The following is a 25,121-nucleotide window of genomic DNA, read 5'->3' as shown; positions in this document are numbered from 1 at the left end:
GCGCGTCGGCAACGTCAGAAGCGATGCACGATGCCGAGCTGCACGCCGCGCGCATTCGCGCCCGGATACGCGAGCGGCAGGCCGGGGTTCGCCGCACCGGCGAGCGTGTAGCCGGCCTGGTTGCGGTTGCGCAGGTACGACAGCGCGCCGTAGAAGCTCGTGCGCTTCGACAGGTCGTACTCGTACATCAGCCCGAGCTGGTCCGCATTGTTGCCTTGCGACGACTGGTCGTGCAGATACGCGTAGCCGAGCGCCACGTAGTTCGCCGGATTGAACTGGTATTTGACCGACAGCCCGTACACGCGCGAATCGATGCCGAGATCGGCCCACTTCACCGCGGAAAAACCGCCGTACACGGTCGCCTTGCCGATCTCGTACGACGCGCCGGCCATGATCGTGCGATCGGTCGTGGTCGCCGTCGCGTTCTTCAGCCACTGGCCGGCGACGAACGCGCCGAACGGCCCGTGTTCGTAAGTCAGGTCGAACTGCTGGCTGGCGCCGGCCGAGCGCACGCCGCCCGCATCGCCGAACCCGAAGTACAGCCCGCCCTGGAAGCCGGCGATCTCCGGGCTCTGGTACGACAGCGTATTGCTGGTGCGGAACGCGAACACGGTCAGGTTGTCCATGCCGGACGCCTGCGTGACACCGCCGAACGCATCCTGCCCGCCCTGGTCGTTGAACAGCGGCGAATTCTGGCGGCCCGCGCGTACCTTGCCCCACTGCCCCGCGATGCCGACCCATGCCTGCCGGTTGAACAGGCTGCCCGAACTCGCCAGCGAGCCGTCGTTCGGGTTGAAGCCGTTCTCCAGCGCGAACTCGATCTTCTGCCCGCCGCCGATATCCTCGCCGCCCTTCAGCCCGAACCGGCTGCCCCACTGGCCGCCCGAACCGATCGCCGCCGTATAGCCGTTGCCCGTGTTCACGTATTGCGCGAACTCGTCGATCACGCCGTACAGCGTGACGCCGTCCTGCGCGAGCGCCGCGCCCGATCCGGCGGCGCACGCCGCCGCCACCGTCACGCGAAGACCGGCGTGCACCATCCGCGCCCGGGCATCGCTGCCGCGGGCTGTCATTTTCTTAGTCATACTATTCAATGGCCTGAGAATGAAACGACACCGCGCGCGGCAGCCGCGCCGCACCGGCATCGTCGAAAGGAAAACGTGTGGAAGAACCCGGCGCAGGCAGCGCCCGGCTCGCGCGGCAATCAGGCCGGCAGCCGGCCGGCCCGATGCGCGTGACGTGTCGTCAGTGGTGAACTTCGCCGCGTTCGAGCGGCAGGATCAGGCGTTCGGGAATGCTGCGGCGCGACGCGCGCGCGCCGATGTAATACAGCACGGCCGGCACGATCAGGCCGAGGATCCATGAGATGTCGGTGCCGCCGAGCGCATCGACGAGCGGGCCCGTGTAGATGTGCGTCGACATGAACGGCAACTGCACGAGGATGCCGACCACGTAGATCGTGATCGCCATCACGTTCCAGCGGCCGTAGCGGCCGTCCGGATCGGACAGCGCCGGCACGTCGTAGCGCGAGCGCGTGAAGCAGTAGTAGTCGACCAGGTTGATCGCGCTCCAGGGCGTGAAGAACGCGAGCAGGAACAGGATGAACGCGGTGAATTCCTTCAGGAACGAATGGCGGCCCGCGAGCGCGATGAGCGTGGATACGCAGATCATCCCGAAGATGTACACGAGGCGGCTCTTCGACGACACGGCGCCCTTGCCGCGAAAGCCGCTGACGATCGTCGCCATCGACATGAAGCTGCCGTAGGCGTTGAGCGCCGTCACCGTCACCTTGCCGAACGCGATGCTGAAGTACAGCAGTGCGGCCACGGCGCCGGTCGAGCCGAGGCCGACGATATACGCCACCTCATGGTGCGCGAACTGGCTGCCGGCCAGTGCGGCCGCGAACACGCCGAACACCATCGCCGCCTGCGCGCCGATCACCGAGCCCAGGCCGACCGCGAGAAACGTCGCGACCGACGACGTCGAGCGCGGCAGGTAACGCGAATAATCGGCGACGTACGGACCGAACGCGATCTGCCACGACGCGGACAGCGACATCGACAGCAGGAAACTCGCGAGCGAGAAATGCCGGTTCGCGAGCAGCGCGCCGATGTCGTGGTTCGCGAACAGCTGCGTGAACATGTAGACGAACGCGGCGATGCCGATCACGCTCGCGACCCGGCCGACGGCATGGATCGCGCGATAACCGAACACGGTCAGCACGACGATCACGGCGGCGAACAGCAGGATGCCGGCCGCGTCGTCGACGTGCAGCAACTGCGCGACGGCCTGCCCGGCCAGGACCGAGCCGCTCGCGGAAAAGCCGATGTACATCAGGCACACGAGCACGATCGGGATCATCGCCCCATAGACGCCGAACTGCACGCGGCTCGAGATCATCTGCGGCAACCCGAGCTGCGGCCCCTGCGCGCCGTGCAGCGCCATCACCGCGCCGCCGACGAGCTGGCCGAGCAGCAGCGCGACCAGCGACCAGAACACGTCGCCGCCGAGCACGACGGCGAGCGCGCCCGTGACGATGGCCGTGATCTGCAGGTTGGCCGACAGCCACAGGGTGAACTGGCTCAGCAGGCCGCCGTGGCGCTCGGCGTCGGGAATGAAGTCGATCGAACGGACTTCGATCAGGCCGCCGGCTTTTCCACTGGGATTCGTTGACACGGGCAAATCTCCAAAATACTCAGGATCACAAATGGTTCGAACAAGACGGGAAGCTGCGAGCCGCCCTTTCGGCTCTGCGGGTGCGGGGCGCCGTGGATCGCCGGCATGCGCCACGCACGCACGGTTTGCGCGCTGGCGCGCAAGCGGCACGACGTGTGCCGACATTGCCAGCGGATGATCTTGTATATACAACTTGCGAGATATCGGTGATTACCCGGTATCGGCCGATTTTCGAAATCGTCCGAATAATCGGCACACGTTCGGCCAGTTTGGTCGAAAGCAGGACGTCGGAATAATGAAAGCTCAGGTGCGCGCGGGCGATGCCTGATCGGGTTCGGCCGTCATGTCGTCGGCGGGGAGCAGGTTCAGCATGCGCCGGGCTGCCTCGATATCGCGCACGTGCAGCCACTCGTCGTAATCGTCGCGGCGCAGGATCACGACGCCCCGCTTCTCTTCGCCGGGTCGATGCATCCGCGCAAACAGCGGGTGCGCGTCGGCGTTGACCGTGAGCATCGCCATGCCCACGCGTTCGCGGCCGTCGGCGCCTTCGTAGCGCCGCCAGATGCCGGCGACGCAGCACGGTTGCCAGCCGGCGACGCCGATCCGGTGCCACACGTTGCGACCGGTTTCGTAACAGGGCTCGACGATCCAGCGCACCGGAATCAGGCAGCGCTGGCCGTTGCGCCACGCGGTGCCGTAGAGCCGCGACGCGCCGACCGTTTCCGCCCGCGCGTTCACCGTATCGAGTTTCTTTCTTTTTCGGCCGTGCTCGTCGATCCGCTCGGGCTGCATGAATTTCGGCCAGAAACCGAACACGGCCGCGACGACCTCGAGGCCGTCGCCGTCGGCGCGCGCGACCGGTGCCGCGTAGTCGGGATACACGTCGGGTGCCCAGGGGTCGCGGCGGAACAGGTCGCCGATTCCGATCTTCAGTTCGCTGATGCCCGGGTCTTCATCGGGAGCGCGGTAGTGGGTGCACACGGCTCGGTGGACGGTGGAAGCAATGTCTCCATCGTAGGTCAGCGCAGGCGCCGCGGTCACGTTATCGCTTGGTATGACGAAACAGTTTTACGATTCGAAGAATCGACGCAGCGCCTCGCGCCTCCGACGCGTGCCGTCATGCGTGCCGCGCGATCCGCAGCGTCAGGATTTCGTCGCCGGCTTCGTCGAGCGTGCCCGTCGGCGTCCAGCCCAGATGCCGGTAGAAGCCGTACGAGCGCGACGCCGGATCGGTCGAGCAGCCGAGAAACAGCGACGTGAAGCCGTTCGCGGCGAACGCGTCGATCACCTGCCGCAGCAGCCGCTTGCCGATCCCCGCCCCCTCGTACTCGGGCAGGATCGCGAGCACGACGATCTCGCCCGATCCGGTGTCGCCGAAGCAGTAGCCGACCATGCGCCCGTTCGCGCAGCAGACCCGGCCCGAGACCAGGCCGTCCCGGATGCCGTCGCCCCAGCTTTCGACGGTGATGCCGAGGTCGCGCAACTGCGCGTCGGTGAATGCGTTCTCGCGCGTCTTGCCGCGCAGTTCGATGCACGCGGCCGCGTCGTCGGGAACGGCCTTGCGCCAGGTGAGTTCAGTCATCGTTCGATTTTTCCGTGGCGCGCCGGCGCGACGCATACAGGCAGATCAGCTCCAGCGCGATCGTCGCGCCGGCCAGCGACGTGATTTCCGCATGATCATACGGCGGCGACACTTCAACCACGTCCATGCCGACCAGGTTGATGCCCTCCAGGTGACGCAGGATCTCGAACGCCTGGTGGCTCGACAGCCCGCCCGAGACCGGCGTACCCGTACCCGGCGCGAACGCCGGATCGAGGCAGTCGATGTCGAACGTCAGGTACACGGGGTGATCGCCGACCCGGTCGCGAATGCGCGCGGCGATCGCGGCGGGCGTCGACGCATGCACGTGGCGCGCATCCTGGATGTCGAAACCCATCGGCGCGTCGTTGGTCGTCCGGATGCCGACCTGGGCCGACCGTCCGGGCACGACCCATCCTTCCCGCGCCGCGTGATAGAACATCGTCCCGTGATCGATACGCTTGACGCCGTGATCGGGCCACGTGTCGGTGTGTGCATCGAAATGGACGAGCGACAGCGGCCCGTGCACTTTCGCGTGCGCCTTCAGCAGCGGATACGTGATGAAGTGATCGCCGCCGAGCGTCAGCATCGCGCAGCCGCGCGCGAGGATTCCGTCGGCATGCCGCTCGATCGCGCCCGGCACCGATTCGGGCTGCCCGAGATCGAACGCGCAATCGCCGTAGTCGACCGCGGCCAGCACGTCGAACGGATCGAACGACCACGGCCACGGGCGCTCCCACGCGATGCCCGTCGACGCGATCCGCAACCCGCGCGGGCCGAAGCGCGTGCCGGGCCGGTGCGATGCGGCGGAATCGAACGGCACGCCCGTGATCGCGAGGTCGACGCCGTCGAGATCGCGGCTGAAACGCCGGCGCATGAAGCTCGTCGCGCCCGCGAAGGTCGGCTCGGCCTGCGTGCCGTAGAGGCTGTCGCGCGTGAATGCGAAATCGTTCTGGCTCATCGTCGGATTCCTGTCTGAAGGGGGACGGCCGCGCGGCTGGCGACCTCGTGCCCGATTCTGCCGCCCCGGCATCCGACGAAAAATATGAACTAACATAAGCCAACTTCACAAAATGCGACGTATCGCCATGCTGACCCGCTTGAGAGACATGGATGTGCAGCTGCTGCGGCTCTTTCTGACGATCGTCGAAAGCGGCGGCTTCAGCGCCGCGCAGGGCACGCTCGGCATGGCGCCTTCGACCATCAGCACGCAGATGGCCAAGCTCGAGACGCGTCTCGGGTTCCGGCTATGCGATCGTGGCAAGAGCGGCTTCCGGCTGACGCCGAAGGGCGAACGCGTGCTGCAGTCGACGCGGCGGCTCCTGCATGCGATGGACGTGTTCACGCGCGATACGCAGCACGTGTCGGGCACGTTGCTCGGCGAGCTGCGTATCGGGCTGTCCGAGCGGCTCGCACCGGACGTCGTCGAATCGATCGCGGCGGCTGTCGGCAGCTTCCGCGAACGGGCGCCTGATGTACTGCTCGAGATGATCGCGGTTCCGCCCGACGAACTTGAGCGCAGGCTGCTGAAGGGCGAATTGCAGCTCGCGATCGGCTACTTTTCCGGCCACCAGGCCGGCCTGCACTACGCACCGCTGTTCGTCGAGCACCAGTCGCTGCACTGCGGCGCCCGGCATCCGCTGTTTGCGAAAAAGACCGTGTCGGTCAACGACATCGCGCGCGCGAGCAACGTCGCGCGGCTCTACAAGACGAACACGTCGGGTGCGGCGCTGCGCAACGCGCAGCCGACCGCGTTCTCCGAAAACGTCGACGCCGACGTGATCTTCATCCTGTCCGGCGCGCATGTCGGCTTCCTGCCCGACCATGTCGCGGCGCCGTGGGTCGCCGCCGGGAAGATGCGCCGGCTGCTCGCGAGCAAGCTGAGCCATACGGTGGAATTCCAGCTCGCGACGCCGCGCAACTGCGACGGCGGCGAAGCGCTGGAAGCGTTCACGGCGGCGCTCGCCGAACAGTTCGGCGAGCTCGATGGCTTCGCTGGCCCGTGACCGGCGCGCGCCGCCCGTTGCGCGTCAGGCGAATAACCGGGAAAGCGGGCGGCCGAATGCGCGTCAGGCGAATAACCGGGAAAGCGGGCGGCCGAATGCGCGTCAGGCGAGCCGGTCGGACGCGATGACCTGCACGCCCGGCCGCGCGTCGATCGCCGCGTCGAGCAGCGCGCGGGCAATCCGCGACGCGGGATTCACGCGCCACTTCGCCGGCAACACGGGGCGAGCCGCGTTCAACGCGAACACCATCAGCCGCTCGCCGAGCCTGAATTCGTCGCGGCTGCCGCCGATCAGCCCGGGCCGCACATACGTGAGCGACGCGAACCCGACGCCGGCGAGCGCCTGCTCGACCTCGCCCTTCACGCGGTTGTAGAAGATGCTCGATGCCGGGTCCGCACCGAGTGCGGAATTCAGGACATAGGCCGGGGTGCCGTGGCGGTGCGCGAGCCGCGCGACCGCGAGCGGATAGTCGTGGTCGACGCGCCGGAACGCCGCCTTCGAGCCGGCGGCCCGCATCGTGGTGCCGAGCGTGCAGATCACGGCATCGGCATGCCACCAGTCGGCCACGTCGGGCAGATGATCGAAATCGACCTCGATCGCACGCATCTTCGGGTGCGGCGACAACGGGCGGCGCGCGAGGACGATCACCTGATCGACCCGCGCATCGGCGAGCGCGACTTCGAGGACGTGACGCCCGACGAGTCCGGTCGCGCCGACGAGCAGCAATTTCATGTCCGGTTCTTCCGTGTGGAGCCTGCGTGGGCGGAGCGGGAACGCCCCGGTTTCCGGCTTCCCACATGATCGTCGGCCGACTCGGCGCCGACAAGCGCCCAACATCTCGAAAAGTTACAGGCCGGGCTCATGGCAACGCTCCGACTTGACGCGGCACGCCTCCCGCCACGGTTCGCCGACGCTTCATTTCCACGCACATTCGAAATTTTTATCGCATCAAAGCGCTCGGTATCGATATTTATTCGACATCGATACGACAAATGACGCGACCACTGAAAAAGAAAGCGTTCATTTTCCGCCGTCTTTTGAACAAGGTGCCGGCGTCCACTACAAACCGGCCGTCTCCTGTCGCGACACGCTCGGCGCGACCCCCGTCCAGCGCTCGTATGCCTGCGAGAACGACGACATGTCGCTGAATCCCGGTTCCTGCGCGATTTCCTTGATCGACAGCCGCCCAGGTGACGATGCCGGAGAACGCGGGCCGCTATCCGCTCGAGCAGCCCGGGCTGCCGCAGATGATCGATGCGATCGATGCGTTCCATCGCGACGTGACGGCGCCCCACGTCGACCTGCGCGCGCCGTCATGACGAACGGCGCAAGCGCCGGCGCGGAATCCGGCGCAGCAAACGAAAAGCCGCCGATGCACGCGTTGCGCACCGGCGGCTTCGTGTCACCTGCGCCCGTCAGATGTGTAACGCATGCCCGAGCGCGCGCAGCGCGGCCTCCTGCAGTGCTTCACCCAGCGTCGGATGCGCATGGATCGTGCCGCCGATGTCCTCCAGCCGCGCGCCCATTTCCAGCGACTGCGAGAACGCCGCGGCCAGCTCCGACACGCCGCGCCCGACCGCTTGCCAGCCGACGATCAGGTGGTTGTCGCGCCGCGCGACGACGCGCACGAAGCCGTCGGTCGCCTGCAGCGTCATCGCGCGCCCGTTCGCCGCGAACGGGAACGACGCGCTCACGCAATCGACACCGGCCGCCCGTGCGTCGTCCGGCGACCAGCCGGCCGTGACGATCTCCGGATCGGTGAAGCACACGGCCGGGATCGACGCGGGCATGAACTTGCGGCGCTTTCCGGCGATCAGCTCGGCCACCATCTCGCCCTGTGCCATCGCGCGATGCGCGAGCATCGGCTCGCCAGCCACGTCGCCGATCGCCCAGACGTTGCGAATCGACGTCCGGCATTCGTCGTCGATCCACAGCGCGCGGCCGTTGCGATCGAGCGGCAACGACTCGAGCCCGAAACCGTCGACACGCGGCCGGCGGCCGACCGCAACCAGCACGCGATCGGCCGGCAGCGTCTGCTCCGCGCCGTCGGCGGCCTGCACGCGCACCGCGCCCTGTTCCGCGAGGCCGAGCACCTTGTGGCCGAGCAGCAGCCGCACGCCGAGCCGCGCGAGCGAATCGGCAACCGGCCGCGCGAGTTCGGCATCGTACGCGGGCAACACGCGCTCCGCCGCTTCGACGACGCTCACGTCGACGCCGAGCTTGCGATAGACGATCCCGAGTTCGAGCCCGATGTATCCGGCCCCGACCACGACCAGCCGCTTCGGCAAGGTCGTGGGCGACAGCGCCTCGGTGGACGACACGACATGCCCGCCAAACGGCATCGACGGCAGCGCGACCGGTTCGGAACCGGTCGCGAGCAGCAGGTGCTCGCAACTGATCCGCGTCGTGTGGCCGCCGGCGACGACGTCGACGGTCTTGCCGTCGACCACCTGTGCGTCGCCGTGCAGCACGCGCACGCCGTTCTTCTTGAGCAGCGCGCCGACACCGCGCGTGAGCCGGTCGACGATGCCGTCCTTCCATGCGACGCTTTTTGCGATGTCGATCTCGGGCTTGCTCACACGAATCCCGAGTGCGCCCTCGCCCGCGTGGCCGCGCGCCTGTTCGAATGCGTCGGCCACGTGGATCAGCGCCTTCGACGGAATGCAGCCGATGTTCAGGCACGTGCCGCCGAGACGGTCGCGCTCGACGAGCACGGTCGGGATGCCGAGCTGGCCGGCGCGAATCGCGGCGACGTAGCCGCCCGGGCCGCCGCCGATCACCAGTAGCGTGGTGTGTTCGTTCTTCATTGCGCTCACTCCACGAACAGCAGTGCCGGGCGCTCGAGCACCGCGCGCACCGCCTGGATGAATTCGGCCGCGTCCGCGCCGTCGACGACACGATGGTCGAACGACGACGACAGGTTCATCATCTTGCGGGCGACGACCGCGCCGTCGCGGAACATCGGCCGCTCGACGATCCGGTTCACGCCGACGATGCCGACCTCGGGATGATTGATGACCGGCGTCGACACGATGCCACCGAGCGCGCCGAGGCTCGAAATCGTGATCGTCGAGCCGCTCAGTTCGTCGCGCTGCGCGCGGTTCGTGCGCACCGCGTCGGCGAGCCGCGCGATCTCGGCGGAAATCGACCACACGTCCTTCGCTTCCGCGTGACGCAGCACCGGCACCGTGAGGCCGCTGTCCGTCTGCGTCGCGACGCCCATGTGCACCGCGCCGTAGCGCGTGACGACACCCGCTTCGTCGTCGAAACGCGCGTTGATCTGCGGAAAGTCGCGCAACGCGATCACCATCGCGCGGATCAGCAGCGGCAGCGGCGTGAGCTTGCCGCGCGTGTCGCCGTAGCGGCGGTTCAGATCCGTCCGCAACGATTCGAGCTCGGTGACGTCGATCTCCTCGACGTAGCTGAAATGCGGAATGCGGCGCTTCGCTTCCTGCATCTTGCGCGCGATCGCGCGCCGCAAGCCGATGACCGGCACCTCGGTTTCGTCGTTGCGTTCGTCGTAGCCGTGCGCCCGCGATCCGCGTGCGCCGCGCGCCGCACCGCCACCGCTGCCCGCATACGCATCGAGATCCGCGTGCAGGATCCGGCCGGCTTCCCCCGTGCCGCGCACATAACGCAGCTCGATGCCCATGTCCCATGCGCGCTGGCGCACGGCCGGCGACGCGAGCGGCCGTTCACCCGGCGCGAGTGCCGCGCGCGGCGGCTCCACGTGTTCCTTGCGTTCGGCGTGCTTCGCTTGACGCGGCTCCGCAGGCGCGTGCTTCGTCGCCGGCCTGGCGGGCGACTCTGCCGGCGCGTCGGCCGCCGCCGTCGACGGCGCGGCCGCGACCGGTGCGGTTTCTACCTTTGATTCCCGCACCGGTGCGCCGGCCTTCAGGTTGCCGGCGCCTTCGACCTCGAGGCGGATCAGCTCGCTGCCGACCGCCATCATCTCGCCGATCCGGCCGCCGAGTTCGATCACCTTGCCCGTCACCGGCGACGGAATCTCGACCGCCGCCTTGTCGGTCATCACATCGGCGAGCGGCTGGTCTTCCTTGATCGTCTGCCCGACTTCCACGTGCCAGGCCACCAGTTCGACCTCGGCAATCCCTTCGCCGATATCCGGCATCTTGATGACATGAATCCCCATCTCACGCCTCCATCACGCGTCGCAACGCTTCACCGACCCGGGCCGGGCCCGGAAAGTACGCCCACTCCTGCGCATGCGGATAGGGCGTGTCCCAGCCCGTCGTGCGCTCGACCGGCGCCTCGAGGTGGTAGAAGCAATGTTCCTGGACCAGCGACACCAGTTCCGCCCCGTAACCGCAGGTGCGCGTCGCCTCGTGCACCACGACGCAGCGCCCGGTCTTGCGCACCGACGCGACGACCGTGTCGAGGTCGAGCGGCCACAGCGTGCGCAGGTCGATCACCTCCGCATCGATGCCCGTCTCCTCGGCTGCGGCGAGCGACACGTGCACCGTCGTGCCGTAGGTCAGCACCGTCACGTCGTTGCCGGGACGCACCACGGCGGCCGTATCGAGCGGCACCGTGTAGTAGCCCTCGGGCACCGCGCTCGACGGATGCTTGAGCCACGACGTGACGGGCCGGTCGTGATGGCCGTCGAACGGCCCGTTGTACAGCCGTTTCGGCTCGAGGAAGATCACCGGATCGTCGTTCTCGATCGACGCGATCAGCAGCCCTTTCGCGTCGTACGGATTCGACGGCATCACCGTGCGCAGCCCGCACACCTGCGTGAACATCGCCTCCGGGCTCTGGCTGTGCGTCTGGCCGCCGTAGATGCCGCCGCCGCAGGGCATGCGGATCGTCATCGGTGCGGTGAACTGGCCGGCGGAGCGATAGCGCAGCCGCGCGCCTTCCGACACGATCTGGTCGGATGCCGGGTAGAAATAATCGGCGAACTGGATCTCGCACACCGGGCGCAGCCCGTATGCGCCCATCCCCACCGCCGCGCCGACGATCCCGCTTTCGGAGATCGGCGCATCGAACACGCGCGACTTTCCGTATTTGTTCTGCAGTCCTTCGGTACAGCGGAACACGCCGCCGAAATAACCGACGTCCTGCCCGAACACGACCACGTCGCTGTCGCGCCCGAGCATCACGTCCATCGCCGAGCGCAGCGCCTGGATCATCGTCATCGGCTGCGTTGCCGTGCCTGTCTCGTGTTGCGCCATGATCATGCTCCCAGTTCCTGGCGCTGACGGCGCAGGTGCGCGGGCAGCTCCTTGTAGACGTCGTCGAACATCGAGGCCGGCGACGGAATCCGGTCGTCGGCCAGCGTGCCGAATTTTTCCGCTTCCTTCTGCGCGGCGATCACCTCGGCCTCGAGCTCGGCCGTCAACGCTTCGTGTGCGCTGTCCGACCAGATGCCCTTGACGATCAGGTGACGCTTGAAGCGTTCGACAGGGTCGCCGAGCGGGAAATGGGACCAGTCGTCGCTCGGCCGGTACTTGGTCGGATCGTCCGACGTCGAATGCGCGCCCGCACGGTAGGTCACCCACTCGATCAGCGTCGGGCCGAGGTTGCGGCGCGCACGTTCGGCCGCCCAGCTCGACGCCGCGTAGATCGCGAGGAAGTCGTTGCCGTCGACCCTCAGCGACGCGATCCCGCAGCCGACGCCGCGCCCCGCGAACGTCGTGCCCTCACCGCCCGCGATCGCCTGGAACGTCGAGATCGCCCACTGGTTGTTGACGACGTTCAGCACGACCGGCGCGCGGTACACGTGCGCGAACGTGAGCGCGGTGTGGAAGTCGGATTCGGCCGTCGCGCCGTCGCCGATCCACGCGGACGCGATCTTCGTGTCGCCCTTGATCGCCGACGCCATCGCCCAGCCGACCGCCTGGATGAACTGCGTCGCGAGGTTGCCGGAAATGGAGAAAAAGCCCGCGTCGCGATCCGAGTACATCACGGGGAGCTGGCGGCCCTTGAGCGGGTCGCCTTCGTTCGACATCAGCTGGCAGATCATGCGCTCGAGCGGCACGTCGCGTGCGATCAGGATGCTCTGCTGGCGGTAGGTCGGGAAGCACATGTCGCCGTCGCGCAGCGCCATCGCATGCGCGGTGCCGATCGCCTCTTCGCCGAGGCTCAGCATGTAGAAGGAGATTTTTTTCTGGCGCTGCGCGATCATCATGCGCGCGTCGAAAATGCGGGTCTTGAGCATCGCGCGCAGGCCGGCGATCAGCCGCGCATCGTCGAGATCCGGTGCCCACGGGCCGACGGCCTTGCCGTTGTCGTCGAGCACGCGCACGAGGCTGCGGGCGAGATCGGCGGTGTCCGCCGCGGCTACGTCGATCGGCGGGCGGCGGACTGCGCCGGCCGGCGATAGATGCAGATAGGAAAAATCCGTCTTGCAGCCCGGGCGCCCGGTGGGCTCCGGCACATGCAGACGCAATGGCTCTGACAGGCTCATCGTGTCGTCTCCACGCTCGATTGTGTCTCACGCTGTTTGGGAACGCGCGACCGGTTGCCGGCCTGCGCGTGGGCTGACGGGCGGATAAGCACGTCAACCTTCAAAATTTATGCCCTGCGGCGACGGACGTCGATGCCCAAGCCGCTCGATCGCGGTGAGCAGATTTGCCATGACGGGCGTCGGCAGGCCATCTGCATTGCCGGCGGGGTAAACCCATGACGCATTTGCGGCGGTGCGGTACCCGGTGCGCAGTGCCGGGGCATCGACGCCGGACGGATCGGCGCACCCGGGCTGCATGACGACACGAAGCAAAAGACCCCGCGGAATCCTGGATATCCGCGGGGTCTCTTGTCGTCTGTTCGGGCGCGTCAGCGCGCCCTGGGCGATCGTTGCGGCGTGCGACGGATCATGCGTCGGGGCGAAACAGGTCGAACCGGCTGTCGGGCTTGACGTGCACGTAGGCCGACGGGCCGCCCGCGCGCAGAATGATGCCGGCGCCGAACGTGTCGAAGATGCCGTCCTTCAGCAGATCCTGCCGGATATGAACGGCGATGACCTCGCCGAGCACCAGCGACGCCGGCGTTTCCACGCCCTGGTGATCGCGCAGGCGAACCACGTCGGTCACCTTGCATTCGAAGTTGACGCCGCTTTCCGCCACGCGCGGCACGTCGACCAGGCGCGACGGCACGGCGGTCAGGCCGCCAAGTTCGAACTCGTCTACCTCATACGGCACCGCGGCACACGTCTGGTTCATCCGCTCGGCAAGCTCGCGCGTGGCGAGGTTCCACACGAACTCGCCGGTCTCCTGCACGTTGCGCAGGCTGTCCTTGGCGGCGACGCTCGAAAAGCCGATGATCGGCGGATGGTAGTTGAATGCGTTGAAGAAGCTGTAGGGCGCGAGGTTGACCGTACCGTCGCTGCCGCGCGACGAGATCCAGCCGATCGGGCGCGGGCCCACGATCGCATTCAAGGGATCATGTGCAAGGCCGTGGCCTTGCGACGGTTCGTAATAGTGGTGGGTCGAATCGGTCATGACGGGCGGTCTTGCGGCATGCAAACTGCGTTGGATTCCATCGGCGAATCACGCGGGCCGATGACGGTAACGGCGTTCGGTACGACGTGCGCGGCCAGTATCACATGGCGTCGCGTTCGCTGCCTCGAAGGGCCGGTGGACGCAGATGAACCGCAAGGCGCCGTCGCGCGGATCGAACGACCGGACGAAGGCAGCGCGACAGCGGCAACGTTCCGCGCTCACGCGCGTCCGGACGCACCAAAAACAAAAAACCCGCGAGCATATGGCTTCTCGCGGGCTTTCTTCCCTTCATCGAATCGCGCTGAAAGCGATCGTGGTGCCGGGGACCGGACTCGAACCGGCAAGCCAGTTAAGGCGGCGGATTTTCGTCACACTGCTTCTTTCAAAGCCGGCGTCGCGGACGCGATGCCGTTCGTGCGCTGGACTATGCCTTCACCGTCGCGCGCGGGCGTGCCTGCTGCCCGTGCGCCTTAGGCGCCCCCCGTCTAGTCTCTACACCTTCCTCGCGGATGCCGCGAGGCTTGGCTCGGCGTTGCCTCGATGCGCGCATCAGGGGTTTCGCCGAATTTGAAGGGTTCTGCACCGACCGTTTCCGGCCGGGCACTCAATCTTTTAAGTCCGCTATGTTTACCAATTTCATCACCCCGGCAAGAGGGCGGACGCGATTCTACCATTGCTTGCGCATGCGTTCCCTTATTCTGCGCCGCCGCATGGCGACATCTCCCGGCGCCGCACGGATTCATCCTGTGCAATCGACGCCGGAACAGCGCCGCCCACGATTTTCTCCCGCGCCGCAACATCCCCGATACAATCGGATCCGCGTCGTCCGGCGGCCTCATCCGTCAGATGTTTGTATCGCGCTCTTTGCGAAACAGGCATCGCTTGCGTCATCGCGAAGTCACAAACGTTTTCGATAATTTCCCGGCCGAAAACGTTTACATCGCGTTATTTCATGACCTCGACCATCAAGGACGTCGCTGCCCTCGCGGGCTTCTCGATCGCCACCGTCTCGCGCGCGATCAACGCACCGCATACCGTCAGCCCCGCCACGCTGCAGACCATCCGCACCGCGATCGACACGCTGCAATTCCGCCCGAGCCCGCTCGGCCGGCAACTGCGCGGCGAGCGCACGCGGCTCGTCGGCGTCGTCGTGCCGACGCTGTCGAACCCCGTGTTCGCCGACTGCCTGCAAGGCATCGACGAGCTCGCGACCGCGGCCGGCTTCAAGCTGATCCTGATGACGACCGAATACGATGCGGCGCGCGAGCGTCACGCGATCGAGACGCTGCGCGAGCAGCGCGTCGAAGGGCTGATCCTCACCGTCGCCGACGCGGACACGCACCCGTTGCTCGACATGCTCGACCACGAAGGCCCGCACTACGTGCTGATGCACAACGACACGCAGCGCCGCCCGTCGGTGTCGGTCGACAACCGCAGCGCCGCCTATGACGGCGTGCGCCTGCTGACCGCGCGCGGTCACCGCCGCGTGCTGATGCTGGCCGGCTCGCTCGCCGCGTCGGATCGCGCACGCCAGCGCCATCTCGGTTATGCGCAGGCACTCGAGGAAAGCGGCGTTGCCACGCTGCCTCCGGTCGAAGTCGACTTCAACGCGCCCGAGCTGCCCGATGCGGTGCTCGCGCATCTCACCGCACACGCGACGCGCCCGACCGCCCTCTTCTGCAGCAACGACCTGCTCGCGATGGTCGTAATGCGCGGCCTGCGCCGCGCGGGCTTCTCGATCCCGGACGACCTGTCGGTGCTCGGCTTCGACGGGATCGCGATCGGCGAATTGCTCGCGCCGCCGCTCGCGAGCGTCGCGACGCCGAACCGCGACATCGGTCGCCATGCATGGCAACGTCTCGTCGAATGCATCGGCGGCGCGGCAATCGAACGCTCGTCGCTGATCCTGCCGCACGTGGTGCGCGACGGCGCAACCGTCGCCCCGCCGGCCACCGACCTGCAACTGCGCAAGGCCTGAACGCGCACACCGCCCCTGATCGCCTCACCCCAGCGCCTCACCCTCGCCCGGAGACCTACCGTGTCCTTTCGCCTGACCTCGCTGCTGCGCGCGCTTGCAGCTCCCGTAGCCTGCGCCGCGCTTATCGCCGGCGCGCCCGCCGCCCACGCCGACGAAACGGCGATCTGCTACAACTGCCCGCCCGAATGGGCCGACTGGGCCGCGCAGATCGCCGCGATCAAGCAGAAGACCGGCATCCGCGTGCCGTTCGACAACAAGAACTCGGGCCAGTCGATCGCGCAGCTGATCGCCGAGCAGAAGAGCCCGGTGGCCGACGTCGTCTACCTCGGCGTGTCGTCGGCGTTCCAGGCGAAGGACAAGGGCGTGATCGCGCCGTACAAGCCCGCGCACTGGAACGACATCCCCGCGAACCTGAAGGACCCGCAAGGCTACTGGTTCGCGATCCACTCGGGCACGCTCGGCTTCTTCGTGAACAAGGACGCGCTCGACGGCAAGCCGGTGCCGCGCTCGTGGGCCGACCTGCTGAAGCCGGAATACAAGGGCATGGTCGGTTATCTCGACCCGTCGAGCGCGTTCGTCGGTTATGCGGGCGCGGTCGCCGTGAACCAGGCGCTCGGCGGCAGCCTCGACAACTTCAAGCCGGCGCTCGACTGGTTCAGGAAGCTGAAGGCGAACGCGCCGATCGTGCCGAAGCAGACCGCGTATGCGCGCGTGCTGTCGGGCGAGATTCCGATCCTGCTCGACTACGACTTCGATGCGTATCGCGCGAAGTACAAGGACAGCGCGAACGTCGAGTTCGTGATTCCGAAGGAAGGCACGATCGCGGTGCCGTACGTGATGAGTCTCGTGAAGGGCGCACCGCACGACGCGAACGGCAGGAAGGTGCTCGACTTCGTGCTGTCCGACGAAGGCCAGAAGCTGTGGGCCAACGCGTACCTGCGTCCGGTTCGCGCTCAAGCGCTCGGCGCCGACGTCGCGTCGAAGTTCCTGCCGGCGAGCGAATACGCCCGCGCGAAATCGGTCGACTTCGGCAAGATGGCGGCCGGCCAGCAGGCATTCGGCCAGCAGTACCTGCAGGTCATGCAGTAAGCGCCAGGACGCAACCGATGCTCGACCTGACTTTCCCGCTGCGCTGGCGCGTCGCGCTCGTCGCGCCGGCGCTCGCGGTGTTCGCCGCGTTCTGGCTGCTGCCGATGGCGGCGCTCGTCCGGGTGTCCGCCGACGGCGCATTCTTCCCGCACTACGCGGCCCTGCTCGGCAATGCACGCTACATGAAAAGCCTCGGCGAAACCGTCGCGCTCTCCGCGGGCGTCACGCTCGCGACGCTCGCGCTGTCGACCGTCTCGGGCCTCCTGCTCGCGCGCCGCGAATTCGCGGGCAAGCGCGTGCTGCTCGCGCTGCTCACGTTCCCGCTCGCGTTCCCGGGCGTCGTGGTCGGCTTCATGGTGATCATGCTCGCCGGCCGGCAGGGGCTGATCGGCATGCTGTCCGCGAAGCTCACCGGCGACAAGTGGGTGTTCGCGTACTCGGTCGCCGGGCTGTTCGTCGGCTACCTGTACTTCTCGATTCCGCGCGTGATCGTCACCGTGATCGCGGCCGCATCGAAGCTCGACGCGTCGCTCGAGGAAGCCGCGCGTTCGCTCGGCGCGTCGCCGTGGCGCATCTTCGTCGACATCGTGCTGCCGGCGCTCGCGCCGGGCCTGATCGCGGCGGGCGCGATCTGCTTCGCGACCGCGATGGGCGCGTTCGGTACCGCATTCACGCTCGCCACCGACCTGAACGTGCTGCCGATGACGATCTACACCGAGTTCACGCTGAACGCGAACATCGCGACGGCGGCCGGCCTGTCGATCGTGCTCGGCATCGTCACCTGGGCCGTGCTCGCGCTCGCGCGCCGCTTCACCGGCCACACCGCCGCCGCCGCGGCCTGAGGATTTCCGCATGCAATCGCTTTCCGGCTCTTCCGCGCCGTCGCCTTCGCCGGCACCTGCTCCCGCGCAGGCGAACGGTGTCGCCCGCCGCGCGCCGCGCGTCACCGGCGCGCGCATGATCGCCGCGCTGCAATGGGGCGTCACGCTGCTGCTGTGCGCGTTCCTGATCGTGCCCGTCGTGATGTCGGTGCTCGCGGGCCTCACCGTCAACTACTTTCGCGGCCTGTCGAGCGGCCTCACGCTGCGCTGGCTGGAACAAGTGTGGCAGCAGTATCACGGCTCGGTCGCGCTGTCGCTCTACGTCGCGTTCGCGACGCTCGCGATCGTGCTCGTCGTCGGCGTGCCGGCCGGTTATGCGCTCGCGCGCAGCAAGCACCGCGTCGCACGCGCGATCGAGGAGGCACTGGTGCTGCCCGTCGCGCTGCCCGGCCTCGCGTCGGCGCTCGCGCTGCTGGTCGTCTACGGCGGCTTCACCGCGTTCCGGATGAGCCTGTGGTTCATCGTCGCCGGCCACGTCGTGTTCACGCTGCCGTTCATGGTGCGCGCGGTGGCAGCCGTCGCGGCCGGTGCCGACCTGCGCACGCTCGAGGAAGGTGCGGCCAGCCTCGGCGCATCGTTCGTCACGCGCTTCGTCACGATCGTGCTGCCGAACCTGCGCCCCGGCATCGTTGCGGGCGCGCTCGCGGTGCTCACGCTGTCGATCGGCGAATTCAACCTCACGTGGATGCTGCACACGCCCGACACCAAGACGCTGCCGGTCGGGCTCGCCGATACCTATGCGTCGCTGCGCCTCGAAGTCGGCAGCGCGTACACGATCCTGTTCCTGCTGATGACGCTGCCGCTGCTCGTCGCGATGCAGTGGCTCGGCGTCGATCCATCCGGCTCACGCGCGCTCAAGAAGCGCCCGCGCTGAATCTCTCGCAGACATGAAACTCGATTCCACTCCCATCACCCTGACCCGCTGTGCGAAGACGTTCCGCGGCACGCGCGTGCTCGAACCGCTCGACCTGTCGATCGGCGCGGGCGAAACGCTCGTGCTGCTCGGGCCGTCGGGCTGCGGCAAGACGACCACGCTGCGCCTGATCGCGGGCCTCGACACGCCGGATGCCGGCGGCACGATCGCCTTCGGCCACGACGACGTCACCGCGTTGCCGATCGAGCGCCGGCAGGTCGGCATGGTGTTCCAGAACTACGCGCTGTTTCCGAACCTGACGGTGCGCGGCAACGTCGGCTACGGGCTGAAGATCCGCAAGACCGAGCCGCGCGCGCTGCGCACGCGCGTCGACGAGCTGCTCGCGATGATGCGGCTCGACGCGCATGCGGACAAGCCGGTCGACCAGTTGTCGGGCGGCCAGCGGCAGCGCGTCGCGCTGGCCCGCGCGCTGGCGGTGCGACCGCGCGTGCTGCTGCTCGACGAGCCGCTGACCGCGCTCGACGCGAAGCTGCGCGACGTGCTGCGTCGCGAGATGAATGCGCTGCTGCGCGAGCTCGGCGTGACGACGGTCTACGTGACGCACGACCAGGCCGAAGCGATGGAGCTCGGCGACCGGATCGTCGTGATGGGCGCGGGCCGCATCGAGCAGATCGGCACGCCGCGCGACATCTACTACCAACCGGCGAACCGCACGGTCGCGCAGTTCATCGGCACGCTGAACCGGCTCGCCGGGCAGTGGCGCGACGGAACGCTGGTGACCACGGGCGGCGCGATCGTCACGCCGCATGCGGCCGACGAGTGGTTCTTCCGCCCCGAGGATGCGCAACTCGCCGATCCCGCGCATGCGCCGCTGCGCGGCGCGGTCAGCGCGTGCGCGTTCCTCGGCGAGCGCACGCGGCTCACGATCGAGCACGCGGCCCCCGATGCGCTCGTGATCGACGTGCCGGGCCGCATCGCGCTCGCACGCGGTACGGCGGTCGGCCTCGCGATCGCACCGGAAGGCCTGATCGCGCTCGGCGCGTAATCCATCGTTCGGGCATCATTCATGCAGCCCCCCACCGCGGCGCGCGACGCCGTCGCGACAACAACCAGACGATTCCGAGGAACGACGATGCTGCTTGCTCAAATCAGCGATCTCCACATCAAGCGTCCGGGCCAGCTCGCGTACCGGCGCGTCGACACGGCGGCCGCGCTCGCGCGCTGCATCGACAGACTGAACGCACTCGTGCCGCGCCCCGACGCCGTGCTCGTCACCGGCGACCTCACCGACTTCGGCCACGATGAAGAGTACGGCAACCTGCGCGGGCTGCTCGCGGCGCTCGAGATTCCGTACTACCTGATGATCGGCAATCACGACGACCGCGCCGGGCTGCGCCGCGCGTTTGCCGATCGCACCGAGCTGCAGGATGGCGAATTCGTGCAGTACGCGCTCGACGTCGGCGCGGTGCGCGTGCTCGCGCTCGATTCGCAGGTGCCCGGCGCAAGCCACGGCGACCTGTGCGACGCACGGCTCGCGTGGCTCGCCGCGCAGCTCGACGCCGCGCGCGACCGGCCCGTGATCGTCGCGCTGCATCATCCACCGTTCGCGGCGGGAATCGGCCACATGGACAAGCTGCGCCTCGCGCCCGCCGCCGCCGCGAAACTCGACGCGTTGCTGCGCGCTCATCCGAACGTCGAGCGCGTGCTGTGCGGCCACGTGCATCGCACGATGTTCACGCGCTTCGGCGGCACGCTCGCGTCCGCGGTGCCGTCGCCCGCGCATCAGGTCGCCTTCGACCTGCGAACCGACGCGCCGTCCGCATTCCGGCTCGAGCCGCCGGCGTTCGCGGTTCACCGTCATGCGCCCGATACGGGGATGACGTCGCATCACGTGTATGTCGATGAAGGCGCCGGGCCTTATCCGTTCTACGAGCCGACGGGCGAGCTGGTCGATTGACGGAGTGAAGCGCGCGCGGTGACGAGGCGGCGGACGGCCGGTTTGCCGACCTGCCGACCTGCCGATTTGCCGATTTGCCGATTTGCCGATTTGCCGATTTGCCGATCTGCCGATCTGCCGACTCTGCCGGCTCTGCCGGCTTCGCCGGTCCGCCGCCCCGCCGCGCGCCCGGCAGGATTCACGCCGCTCCGGTATGATCGGCAGCCTTGACCGGCGCCCCGCGCGCCTGCGCACCCGACGCGTGCGCCGCGCGCCGCGCCGCCCCACTCCGTCCGCGCAGCCATGTCCACCGCCTCCACCGACCATCCGACCGACGCCGCCTCGCCCCACTATTCGCGCAGCCTGCTGTTGCTGCTCGCGACGATCGCGGGCGTATCCGTCGCGAACATCTATTACAACCAGCCGCTGCTCGACAGCTTCCGCTCCGCGTTTCCCGATGGCGCTTCGTGGATCGGCGCGGTGCCGACCGCGACGCAGCTCGGCTATGCGGCCGGCATGTTCCTGCTCGCGCCGCTCGGCGACCGCTTCGACCGCCGCCGGCTGATCCTGATGCAGATCGCCGGCCTGTCGGTCGCGCTGATCGTCGCGGCCGCCGCGCCGTCGCTGGCCGTGCTCGCCGTCGCGAGCCTCGCGATCGGCGTACTCGCGACGATCGCGCAGCAGGCCGTGCCGTTCGCCGCCGAGATCGCGCCGCCGGCCGAACGCGGGCACGCGGTCGGCACCGTGATGAGCGGCCTGCTGCTCGGCATCCTGCTCGCGCGCACCGCCGCCGGTTTCGTCGCCGAATATTTCGGCTGGCGCGCGGTGTTCGCCGCGTCGGTCGCGGCGCTCGTCGCGCTCGCCGCCGTGATCGTGCTGCGGCTGCCGCGCAGCTCGCCGACTTCAACGCTGTCGTACGGCAAGCTGCTCGGCTCGATGTGGCATCTGGCGGTCGAACTGCGCGGGCTGCGCGAGGCGTCCTTGACGGGCGCCGCGCTGTTCGCGGCATTCAGCGCGTTCTGGCCCGTGCTCACGCTGCTGCTCGCCGGCGCGCCGTTCCATCTCGGCCCGCAGGCGGCCGGCCTGTTCGGGATCGTCGGGGCGGCGGGCGCCCTCGCGGCGCCCTACGCGGGCCGCTTCGCGGACAAGCGCGGCCCGCGCGCGATCATCTCGCTCGCGATCGCGCTGCTCGCGCTGTCGTTCGTGATCTTCGCGCTGTCGGGCTCGAGCCTCGTCGGGCTCGTGATCGGCGTGATCGTGCTGGACGTCGGCGTACAGGCCGCGCAGATCTCGAACCAGTCGCGCATCTATGCGCTGAAGCCCGAGGCGCGCAGCCGCGTGAACACGGTGTACATGGTGTGCTATTTCATCGGCGGCGCGCTCGGCTCGTCGGCCGGTGTGGCCGCATGGCACGCGTTCGGCTGGATCGGCTTGTGCGCGACCGGGCTGGCGTTCACCGCGCTGGCGGGCTGGTTCCACCATCGCGGCGGCCGGCGCGACTGAACGCGACCGGCCACGGCAGCGTCACGCGTCGCTGCGGGGCGCTGCCGGCTCGGCGGCGGGCGGCGGCGCGAACGCCGGCGCCGGATCCACGACCCCGGCGGGGTCCATCACGGCAGCCGGGGTCGGCACGGCCAGCGGAACGGCGGAAGGCGCCAGGATCGGTGCCGGATCCGGCACCGCGATCTGCTCGGGTGCGGACGAAGCCTCCGCCGCCGACGTGGCTGCCGCGCGCGCCGCGGGCCGGCGCGCCGGATCGAACACGAACGACAACCCGACGCTGCCGAGGATCGCGACGGTCGCGACCACGGTCGCCATCGTCACCGGCTCGCCCAGCAGCAGCGCACCGAGCGCGACCGCGACGATCGGGTTCACGTACATGCAGCTGCTCGCGATGATCGGGCTCGTGTGGCGGATCAGGTAGCCGTACGCAACGTACGCGGCCATCGTGCAGAACACCATCAGGTACAGGAACGCGAACACGGGCCCCACCATCACGTGTTCGATGCGCTCGCCGATCAGCCAGGCGACGAGCGTCGAAATCATGCCGCCCAGGCCGATCTGCAGCGACGTCGACAGGAACAGGTCGGACGGAAGCTTGAGCCGCGTCGCGAGATGCGCGCCGCCGGCCCAGAACAGTGCGCCGGCCAGCACGCAGATCGTGCCGAGCGCCGAATTCTGCGCGGCCGCGCCGCCCGAATTCAGCACGACGATGCCGACCATCCCGAGCGCGACGGCCGCCCACTCGCCTTTCGTGACCGGCCGCCCGGCGACCGCCGCGATCACGGTCGCGAACAGCGGCACCGTGGCCACCATCACCGCGGCCGAACCGCTGCTGACCGAACTGATCCCGAGCGCGATCGTGCCGGACGACAGCGCGACGAGCATCGTGCCGACGATCCCCGCATTGCGGATTTCGAGCAGCGTCGGCCATTCGGGCTTGCGCCGCAGCGCGAAGATGAACAGGCCGATCCCGCCGAGCAGGTTGCGCAGCCCCGACAGCAGCAGCGGCGGGAACGACTGCAGCGCGAAATGCAGGCCGCTGTAGGTCGAACCCCAGACGAAATAGATGAACACGAGCGCCAGCGCGACGCGGCCGCCGCGGCTTTGCGGCAGGCGGATCCGGAACGAGAAGCGGGCGAGGAAATCGAGGAGACGGTCGAGCGGCGTCATCGCGCAGCCTGCCCGCACGTCGCGCCGCGTGCTCCGCTGAAAGACGCCGGCGATGCCGGCAAACAGCCCTGGCGGGACCGGGAAGGCAGAGCGAACGTGCGGAACGACATGGCAGTGCGAACGGCGACGAAAGAGAACCGGCAGGCGGCGGCAGAGGGACAAAAAAAATGCGCGCAACCGCTTCGGCTGCGCACGCTCGGCATTATGGCATCAAGGATTCGAAAGCATCATCGGACCTGTCTGAAAGGATCGCGAATGATGTTTCCGCGCGACATTTTACGGCCGGCGGGCGGGTGAAATCGGGGGCCGGATACGCCGCGCGCATGCGCTGCCGGTGCCGGCTCGCCCCCACTGCCAACGGCAATCCGCCGCGCGCGAGCCAGGCATCGGCCGAACGGCCAGTCCTGCACACCGGCCACGGCTTCCCCCTTATCGTGACGGTCGACTCACGCGCCGCATGCCCTGCGCGACCTTCCTTCAAAACCCGCCACGCCCATACAAAATTTTGTATAATTCGACCATTCTTCCGCCGAAGCCGGTTGTTTTCGTCGGCAGCGCCCTCGCCGATCTTCGCGGTTTTCCGCTGCCCGCGCGACGCGAAGCCGGCCACCAGATCGACCAGGTGCAACGCGGCCTGGCGCCGGACGACTGGAAGCCGATGCGCACCGTCGGCGTCGGCGTGCGGGAAATTCGCCTGCGCGAAACGAGCGGTGCATTCCGGATCATTTACGTCGCGACCTTCGCCGACGCCGTCTACGTGCTTCACTGCTTCAGGAAGCAATCGGCGCGCACGACCAGGGCCGATATCGATCTGGCCGCCCGGCGCTATCGCGCGCTGATGATGGAGAGGAAACGATGACCAACGAACGTTACGCGAGCGTCTGGGACGCAATCGAGGGCCAGCCGGCCGAAGCCGAGAACATGAAGCTGCGCTCCGAACTGATGATCGCACTCAAGCAGCGCATCGCGCAGCTCGAGCTCAGCCAGGCCCAGGCCGCGAAACAGCTGGGTGTCACGCAACCGCGCGTCTCCGACCTGCTGCGCGGCAAGATCAACCTGTTCGGGCTCGACGCGCTCGTCAACATGGCGGCGGCTGTCGGCCTGCGCGTCGACCTCCAGGTGCGTGAATCCGCGTGATGCATCGCGGCACGCACCGCCACCGCATGCCACGCATCGCTCACGATCCGCCGAACCAGTTGTACCCCTGATCCACCCAATAGCCGCCCGGATACGTATCGGTCACGAAGATTTCCATGATGTGCTTCGGGTTCTTGTAGCCGAGCTTGGTCGGCATCCGCAGCTTCATCGGGAAGCCGAATTCCGGCGGCAGCCGGCGGCCGTCGTAGTCGAACGCGAGCAGCGTCTGCGGATGCAGCGCGGTCGGCATGTCGATGCTCTCGTAGTAATCGTCCGCGCACTTGAAGCCCACGTACTTCGCCCGTGTATCGGCGCCGGCCCGTGCGAGAAACGCGCCGAACGGCGTGCCGCCCCAGCGGCCGATCGCGCTCCACCCTTCCACGCAGATATGTCGCGTGATCTGCTCCGCGTGCGGCAGCGCATACAGTTCGTCGAGCGTCCACACGCGCTTGCCCGTCACGCGGCCGGACAGCACGAGCCGGTACGTCGACGCATCGACGTGCGGCACGTCGTCGATCCCGTAGTACGCGTTGAACGGGAACGGTCGCGTGATGTCGGCTTCGGTGTAGGTCGGTGCGAGCCGTTCGCCGCTGAACAGCCAAGCCTGCACGCGGTCGTTCATGCGCGACACCGTCTCGAGGAACGTGTTGACCGACGCGTCGTCCTTCAACGTGCAGCCGGTCAGCATCGTCAGGCCGCCGAGCGTCAGGATGCGCCGGTTGAAGAGGCGCCGCGACGGCATCTCGAGCTCGCGACGCACGTCGAGCTCGAGCGACTTCCGGTCGAGCGTCCAGCGCGAACCGTCGCGCTTGTATTCGGATTCCGACATGAT

24 protein-coding genes are annotated in these 25,121 nt (G+C 68.0%); 11 read left to right on the top strand and 13 right to left on the bottom strand.

Annotated elements, in window-relative coordinates; translation table 11 throughout:
• Positions 1–14: 14 nt before the first annotated feature.
• The 5 genes from DPV79_RS05965 to speB form a co-directional block, all read right to left on the bottom strand.
• Entirely contained in the window at positions 15–1,085 is a 1,071-nt protein-coding gene (locus DPV79_RS05965) for a porin (protein ID WP_060052112.1), read from the bottom strand.
• A gap of 160 nt (positions 1,086–1,245) precedes the next feature.
• Positions 1,246–2,676: a purine-cytosine permease family protein gene (locus DPV79_RS05960; protein ID WP_048023706.1), complete on the bottom strand. Its 1,431-nt coding sequence runs from the start codon at positions 2,674–2,676 to the stop codon at positions 1,246–1,248.
• Between the two features lie 303 nt (positions 2,677–2,979).
• On the bottom strand, positions 2,980–3,657 hold the full coding sequence (locus tag DPV79_RS05950; protein WP_021159549.1) for an SOS response-associated peptidase family protein: 678 nt from the start codon (positions 3,655–3,657) through the stop codon (positions 2,980–2,982).
• Positions 3,658–3,793: 136 nt separating this feature from the next.
• Positions 3,794–4,258, bottom strand: a complete 465-nt coding sequence (locus DPV79_RS05945) for a GNAT family N-acetyltransferase (protein ID WP_060058154.1) — start codon at positions 4,256–4,258, stop codon at positions 3,794–3,796.
• Positions 4,251–5,216 carry an agmatinase gene (gene speB / locus DPV79_RS05940; protein WP_059554907.1) on the bottom strand — a complete coding sequence of 322 codons (966 nt, stop codon included), beginning with the start codon at positions 5,214–5,216 and terminating at the stop codon, positions 4,251–4,253. The genes DPV79_RS05945 and speB overlap by 8 nt, the downstream gene beginning before the upstream one ends.
• A 127-nt stretch (positions 5,217–5,343) precedes the next feature.
• Here speB and DPV79_RS05935 point away from each other — a divergent pair, with 127 nt between their 5' ends.
• Positions 5,344–6,261: a LysR family transcriptional regulator gene (locus tag DPV79_RS05935; RefSeq protein ID WP_113044998.1), complete on the top strand. Its 918-nt coding sequence runs from the start codon at positions 5,344–5,346 to the stop codon at positions 6,259–6,261.
• Positions 6,262–6,363: 102 nt separating this feature from the next.
• Here the strand turns inward: DPV79_RS05935 and DPV79_RS05930 are convergent, their stop codons facing one another.
• Entirely contained in the window at positions 6,364–6,993 is a 630-nt protein-coding gene (locus DPV79_RS05930) for an NAD(P)H-binding protein (protein WP_059486676.1), read from the bottom strand.
• A 458-nt stretch (positions 6,994–7,451) separates the two neighbouring features.
• On the opposite strand from DPV79_RS05930, the gene DPV79_RS43605 reads away from it, so the two are divergent.
• On the top strand, positions 7,452–7,580 hold the full coding sequence (locus tag DPV79_RS43605) for a hypothetical protein (RefSeq protein ID WP_279636543.1): 129 nt from the start codon (positions 7,452–7,454) through the stop codon (positions 7,578–7,580).
• A 96-nt stretch (positions 7,581–7,676) separates the two neighbouring features.
• On the opposite strand, the gene lpdA is transcribed toward DPV79_RS43605, so the two are convergent.
• The 5 genes from lpdA to DPV79_RS05895 form a co-directional block, all read right to left on the bottom strand.
• Positions 7,677–9,068, bottom strand: a complete 1,392-nt coding sequence (gene lpdA, locus DPV79_RS05915; RefSeq protein ID WP_113044997.1) for a dihydrolipoyl dehydrogenase — start codon at positions 9,066–9,068, stop codon at positions 7,677–7,679.
• A gap of 5 nt (positions 9,069–9,073) precedes the next feature.
• Positions 9,074–10,411 carry a dihydrolipoamide acetyltransferase family protein gene (locus DPV79_RS05910; protein WP_060230963.1) on the bottom strand — a complete coding sequence of 446 codons (1,338 nt, stop codon included), beginning with the start codon at positions 10,409–10,411 and terminating at the stop codon, positions 9,074–9,076.
• Position 10,412: 1 nt separating this feature from the next.
• Entirely contained in the window at positions 10,413–11,453 is a 1,041-nt protein-coding gene (locus tag DPV79_RS05905; RefSeq protein ID WP_034195800.1) for an alpha-ketoacid dehydrogenase subunit beta, read from the bottom strand.
• A gap of 2 nt (positions 11,454–11,455) precedes the next feature.
• On the bottom strand, positions 11,456–12,688 hold the full coding sequence (locus DPV79_RS05900; RefSeq protein WP_042975095.1) for a 3-methyl-2-oxobutanoate dehydrogenase (2-methylpropanoyl-transferring) subunit alpha: 1,233 nt from the start codon (positions 12,686–12,688) through the stop codon (positions 11,456–11,458).
• A gap of 406 nt (positions 12,689–13,094) precedes the next feature.
• Positions 13,095–13,721, bottom strand: coding sequence for a flavin reductase family protein (locus DPV79_RS05895; protein ID WP_042975097.1), 627 nt, complete (start codon positions 13,719–13,721; stop codon positions 13,095–13,097).
• Positions 13,722–14,673: 952 nt separating this feature from the next.
• Here DPV79_RS05895 and DPV79_RS05880 point away from each other — a divergent pair.
• The 7 genes from DPV79_RS05880 (at position 14,674) to DPV79_RS05850 (ending at position 21,982) form a co-directional block, all read left to right on the top strand.
• On the top strand, positions 14,674–15,699 hold the full coding sequence (locus DPV79_RS05880) for a LacI family DNA-binding transcriptional regulator (protein ID WP_021159575.1): 1,026 nt from the start codon (positions 14,674–14,676) through the stop codon (positions 15,697–15,699).
• 60 nt (positions 15,700–15,759) lie between these two features.
• On the top strand, positions 15,760–16,788 hold the full coding sequence (locus DPV79_RS05875; protein ID WP_021159576.1) for an ABC transporter substrate-binding protein: 1,029 nt from the start codon (positions 15,760–15,762) through the stop codon (positions 16,786–16,788).
• Between the two features lie 17 nt (positions 16,789–16,805).
• The gene (locus tag DPV79_RS05870; RefSeq protein ID WP_060357387.1) at positions 16,806–17,630 is read left to right on the top strand and encodes an ABC transporter permease; all 825 of its coding nucleotides are present in this window, start codon (positions 16,806–16,808) and stop codon (positions 17,628–17,630) included.
• 10 nt (positions 17,631–17,640) lie between these two features.
• A complete protein-coding gene (locus DPV79_RS05865) occupies positions 17,641–18,543 on the top strand; it encodes an ABC transporter permease (RefSeq protein ID WP_060126225.1) in 903 nt (300 codons plus the stop codon).
• Positions 18,544–18,556: 13 nt separating this feature from the next.
• Positions 18,557–19,588 (top strand): ABC transporter ATP-binding protein, encoded by a 1,032-nt coding sequence (locus tag DPV79_RS05860; protein ID WP_113044995.1) that lies wholly within the window; start codon positions 18,557–18,559, stop codon positions 19,586–19,588.
• An 87-nt stretch (positions 19,589–19,675) separates the two neighbouring features.
• Entirely contained in the window at positions 19,676–20,500 is an 825-nt protein-coding gene (locus tag DPV79_RS05855; protein WP_113044994.1) for a phosphodiesterase, read from the top strand.
• Between the two features lie 282 nt (positions 20,501–20,782).
• Positions 20,783–21,982 (top strand): MFS transporter, encoded by a 1,200-nt coding sequence (locus DPV79_RS05850; protein ID WP_048024444.1) that lies wholly within the window; start codon positions 20,783–20,785, stop codon positions 21,980–21,982.
• Positions 21,983–22,003: 21 nt separating this feature from the next.
• Here DPV79_RS05850 and DPV79_RS05845 read toward each other — a convergent pair whose 3' ends face one another.
• On the bottom strand, positions 22,004–23,152 hold the full coding sequence (locus DPV79_RS05845) for an EamA family transporter (RefSeq protein WP_113045051.1): 1,149 nt from the start codon (positions 23,150–23,152) through the stop codon (positions 22,004–22,006).
• A 505-nt stretch (positions 23,153–23,657) separates the two neighbouring features.
• Here DPV79_RS05845 and DPV79_RS05835 point away from each other — a divergent pair.
• On the top strand, positions 23,658–24,011 hold the full coding sequence (locus DPV79_RS05835) for a type II toxin-antitoxin system RelE/ParE family toxin (RefSeq protein WP_042976757.1): 354 nt from the start codon (positions 23,658–23,660) through the stop codon (positions 24,009–24,011).
• Positions 24,008–24,289, top strand: a complete 282-nt coding sequence (locus DPV79_RS05830) for a helix-turn-helix domain-containing protein (RefSeq protein WP_059486657.1) — start codon at positions 24,008–24,010, stop codon at positions 24,287–24,289. The genes DPV79_RS05835 and DPV79_RS05830 overlap by 4 nt, the downstream gene beginning before the upstream one ends.
• 40 nt (positions 24,290–24,329) lie before the next feature.
• On the opposite strand, the gene DPV79_RS05825 is transcribed toward DPV79_RS05830, so the two are convergent.
• The gene (locus DPV79_RS05825) at positions 24,330–25,118 is read right to left on the bottom strand and encodes a molybdopterin-dependent oxidoreductase (RefSeq protein WP_021162060.1); all 789 of its coding nucleotides are present in this window, start codon (positions 25,116–25,118) and stop codon (positions 24,330–24,332) included.
• Positions 25,119–25,121 lie beyond the last annotated feature (3 nt).

The organism is Burkholderia reimsis, assembly GCF_003294055.1.
In the GTDB taxonomy this organism is placed as follows: Bacteria; Pseudomonadota; Gammaproteobacteria; order Burkholderiales; family Burkholderiaceae; genus Burkholderia; species Burkholderia cepacia.
The sequence above is the reverse complement of the archived record's forward strand: the minus strand, read 5'-3'. Positions and strand labels throughout refer to the sequence as shown.

Bases quoted from the DNA above. Each gene is read 5' to 3' on its own strand.
- DPV79_RS05965 (WP_060052112.1), bottom strand. From the start codon at position 1,085: ATGACTAAGAAAATGACAGCCCGCGGCAGCGATGCCCGGGCGCGGATG.
- DPV79_RS05945 (WP_060058154.1), bottom strand. From the start codon at position 4,258: ATGACTGAACTCACCTGGCGCAAGGCCGTTCCCGACGACGCGGCCGCG.
- speB (WP_059554907.1), bottom strand. From the start codon at position 5,216: ATGAGCCAGAACGATTTCGCATTCACGCGCGACAGCCTCTACGGCACG.
- DPV79_RS05935 (WP_113044998.1), top strand. From the start codon at position 5,344: ATGCTGACCCGCTTGAGAGACATGGATGTGCAGCTGCTGCGGCTCTTT.
- DPV79_RS05930 (WP_059486676.1), bottom strand. From the start codon at position 6,993: ATGAAATTGCTGCTCGTCGGCGCGACCGGACTCGTCGGGCGTCACGTC.
- lpdA (WP_113044997.1), bottom strand. From the start codon at position 9,068: ATGAAGAACGAACACACCACGCTACTGGTGATCGGCGGCGGCCCGGGC.
- DPV79_RS05910 (WP_060230963.1), bottom strand. From the start codon at position 10,411: ATGGGGATTCATGTCATCAAGATGCCGGATATCGGCGAAGGGATTGCC.
- DPV79_RS05905 (WP_034195800.1), bottom strand. From the start codon at position 11,453: ATGGCGCAACACGAGACAGGCACGGCAACGCAGCCGATGACGATGATC.
- DPV79_RS05900 (WP_042975095.1), bottom strand. From the start codon at position 12,688: ATGAGCCTGTCAGAGCCATTGCGTCTGCATGTGCCGGAGCCCACCGGG.
- DPV79_RS05895 (WP_042975097.1), bottom strand. From the start codon at position 13,721: ATGACCGATTCGACCCACCACTATTACGAACCGTCGCAAGGCCACGGC.
- DPV79_RS05880 (WP_021159575.1), top strand. From the start codon at position 14,674: ATGACCTCGACCATCAAGGACGTCGCTGCCCTCGCGGGCTTCTCGATC.
- DPV79_RS05870 (WP_060357387.1), top strand. From the start codon at position 16,806: ATGCTCGACCTGACTTTCCCGCTGCGCTGGCGCGTCGCGCTCGTCGCG.
- DPV79_RS05865 (WP_060126225.1), top strand. From the start codon at position 17,641: ATGCAATCGCTTTCCGGCTCTTCCGCGCCGTCGCCTTCGCCGGCACCT.
- DPV79_RS05860 (WP_113044995.1), top strand. From the start codon at position 18,557: ATGAAACTCGATTCCACTCCCATCACCCTGACCCGCTGTGCGAAGACG.
- DPV79_RS05855 (WP_113044994.1), top strand. From the start codon at position 19,676: ATGCTGCTTGCTCAAATCAGCGATCTCCACATCAAGCGTCCGGGCCAG.
- DPV79_RS05850 (WP_048024444.1), top strand. From the start codon at position 20,783: ATGTCCACCGCCTCCACCGACCATCCGACCGACGCCGCCTCGCCCCAC.
- DPV79_RS05845 (WP_113045051.1), bottom strand. From the start codon at position 23,152: ATGACGCCGCTCGACCGTCTCCTCGATTTCCTCGCCCGCTTCTCGTTC.
- DPV79_RS05830 (WP_059486657.1), top strand. From the start codon at position 24,008: ATGACCAACGAACGTTACGCGAGCGTCTGGGACGCAATCGAGGGCCAG.
- DPV79_RS05825 (WP_021162060.1), bottom strand. From the start codon at position 25,118: ATGTCGGAATCCGAATACAAGCGCGACGGTTCGCGCTGGACGCTCGAC.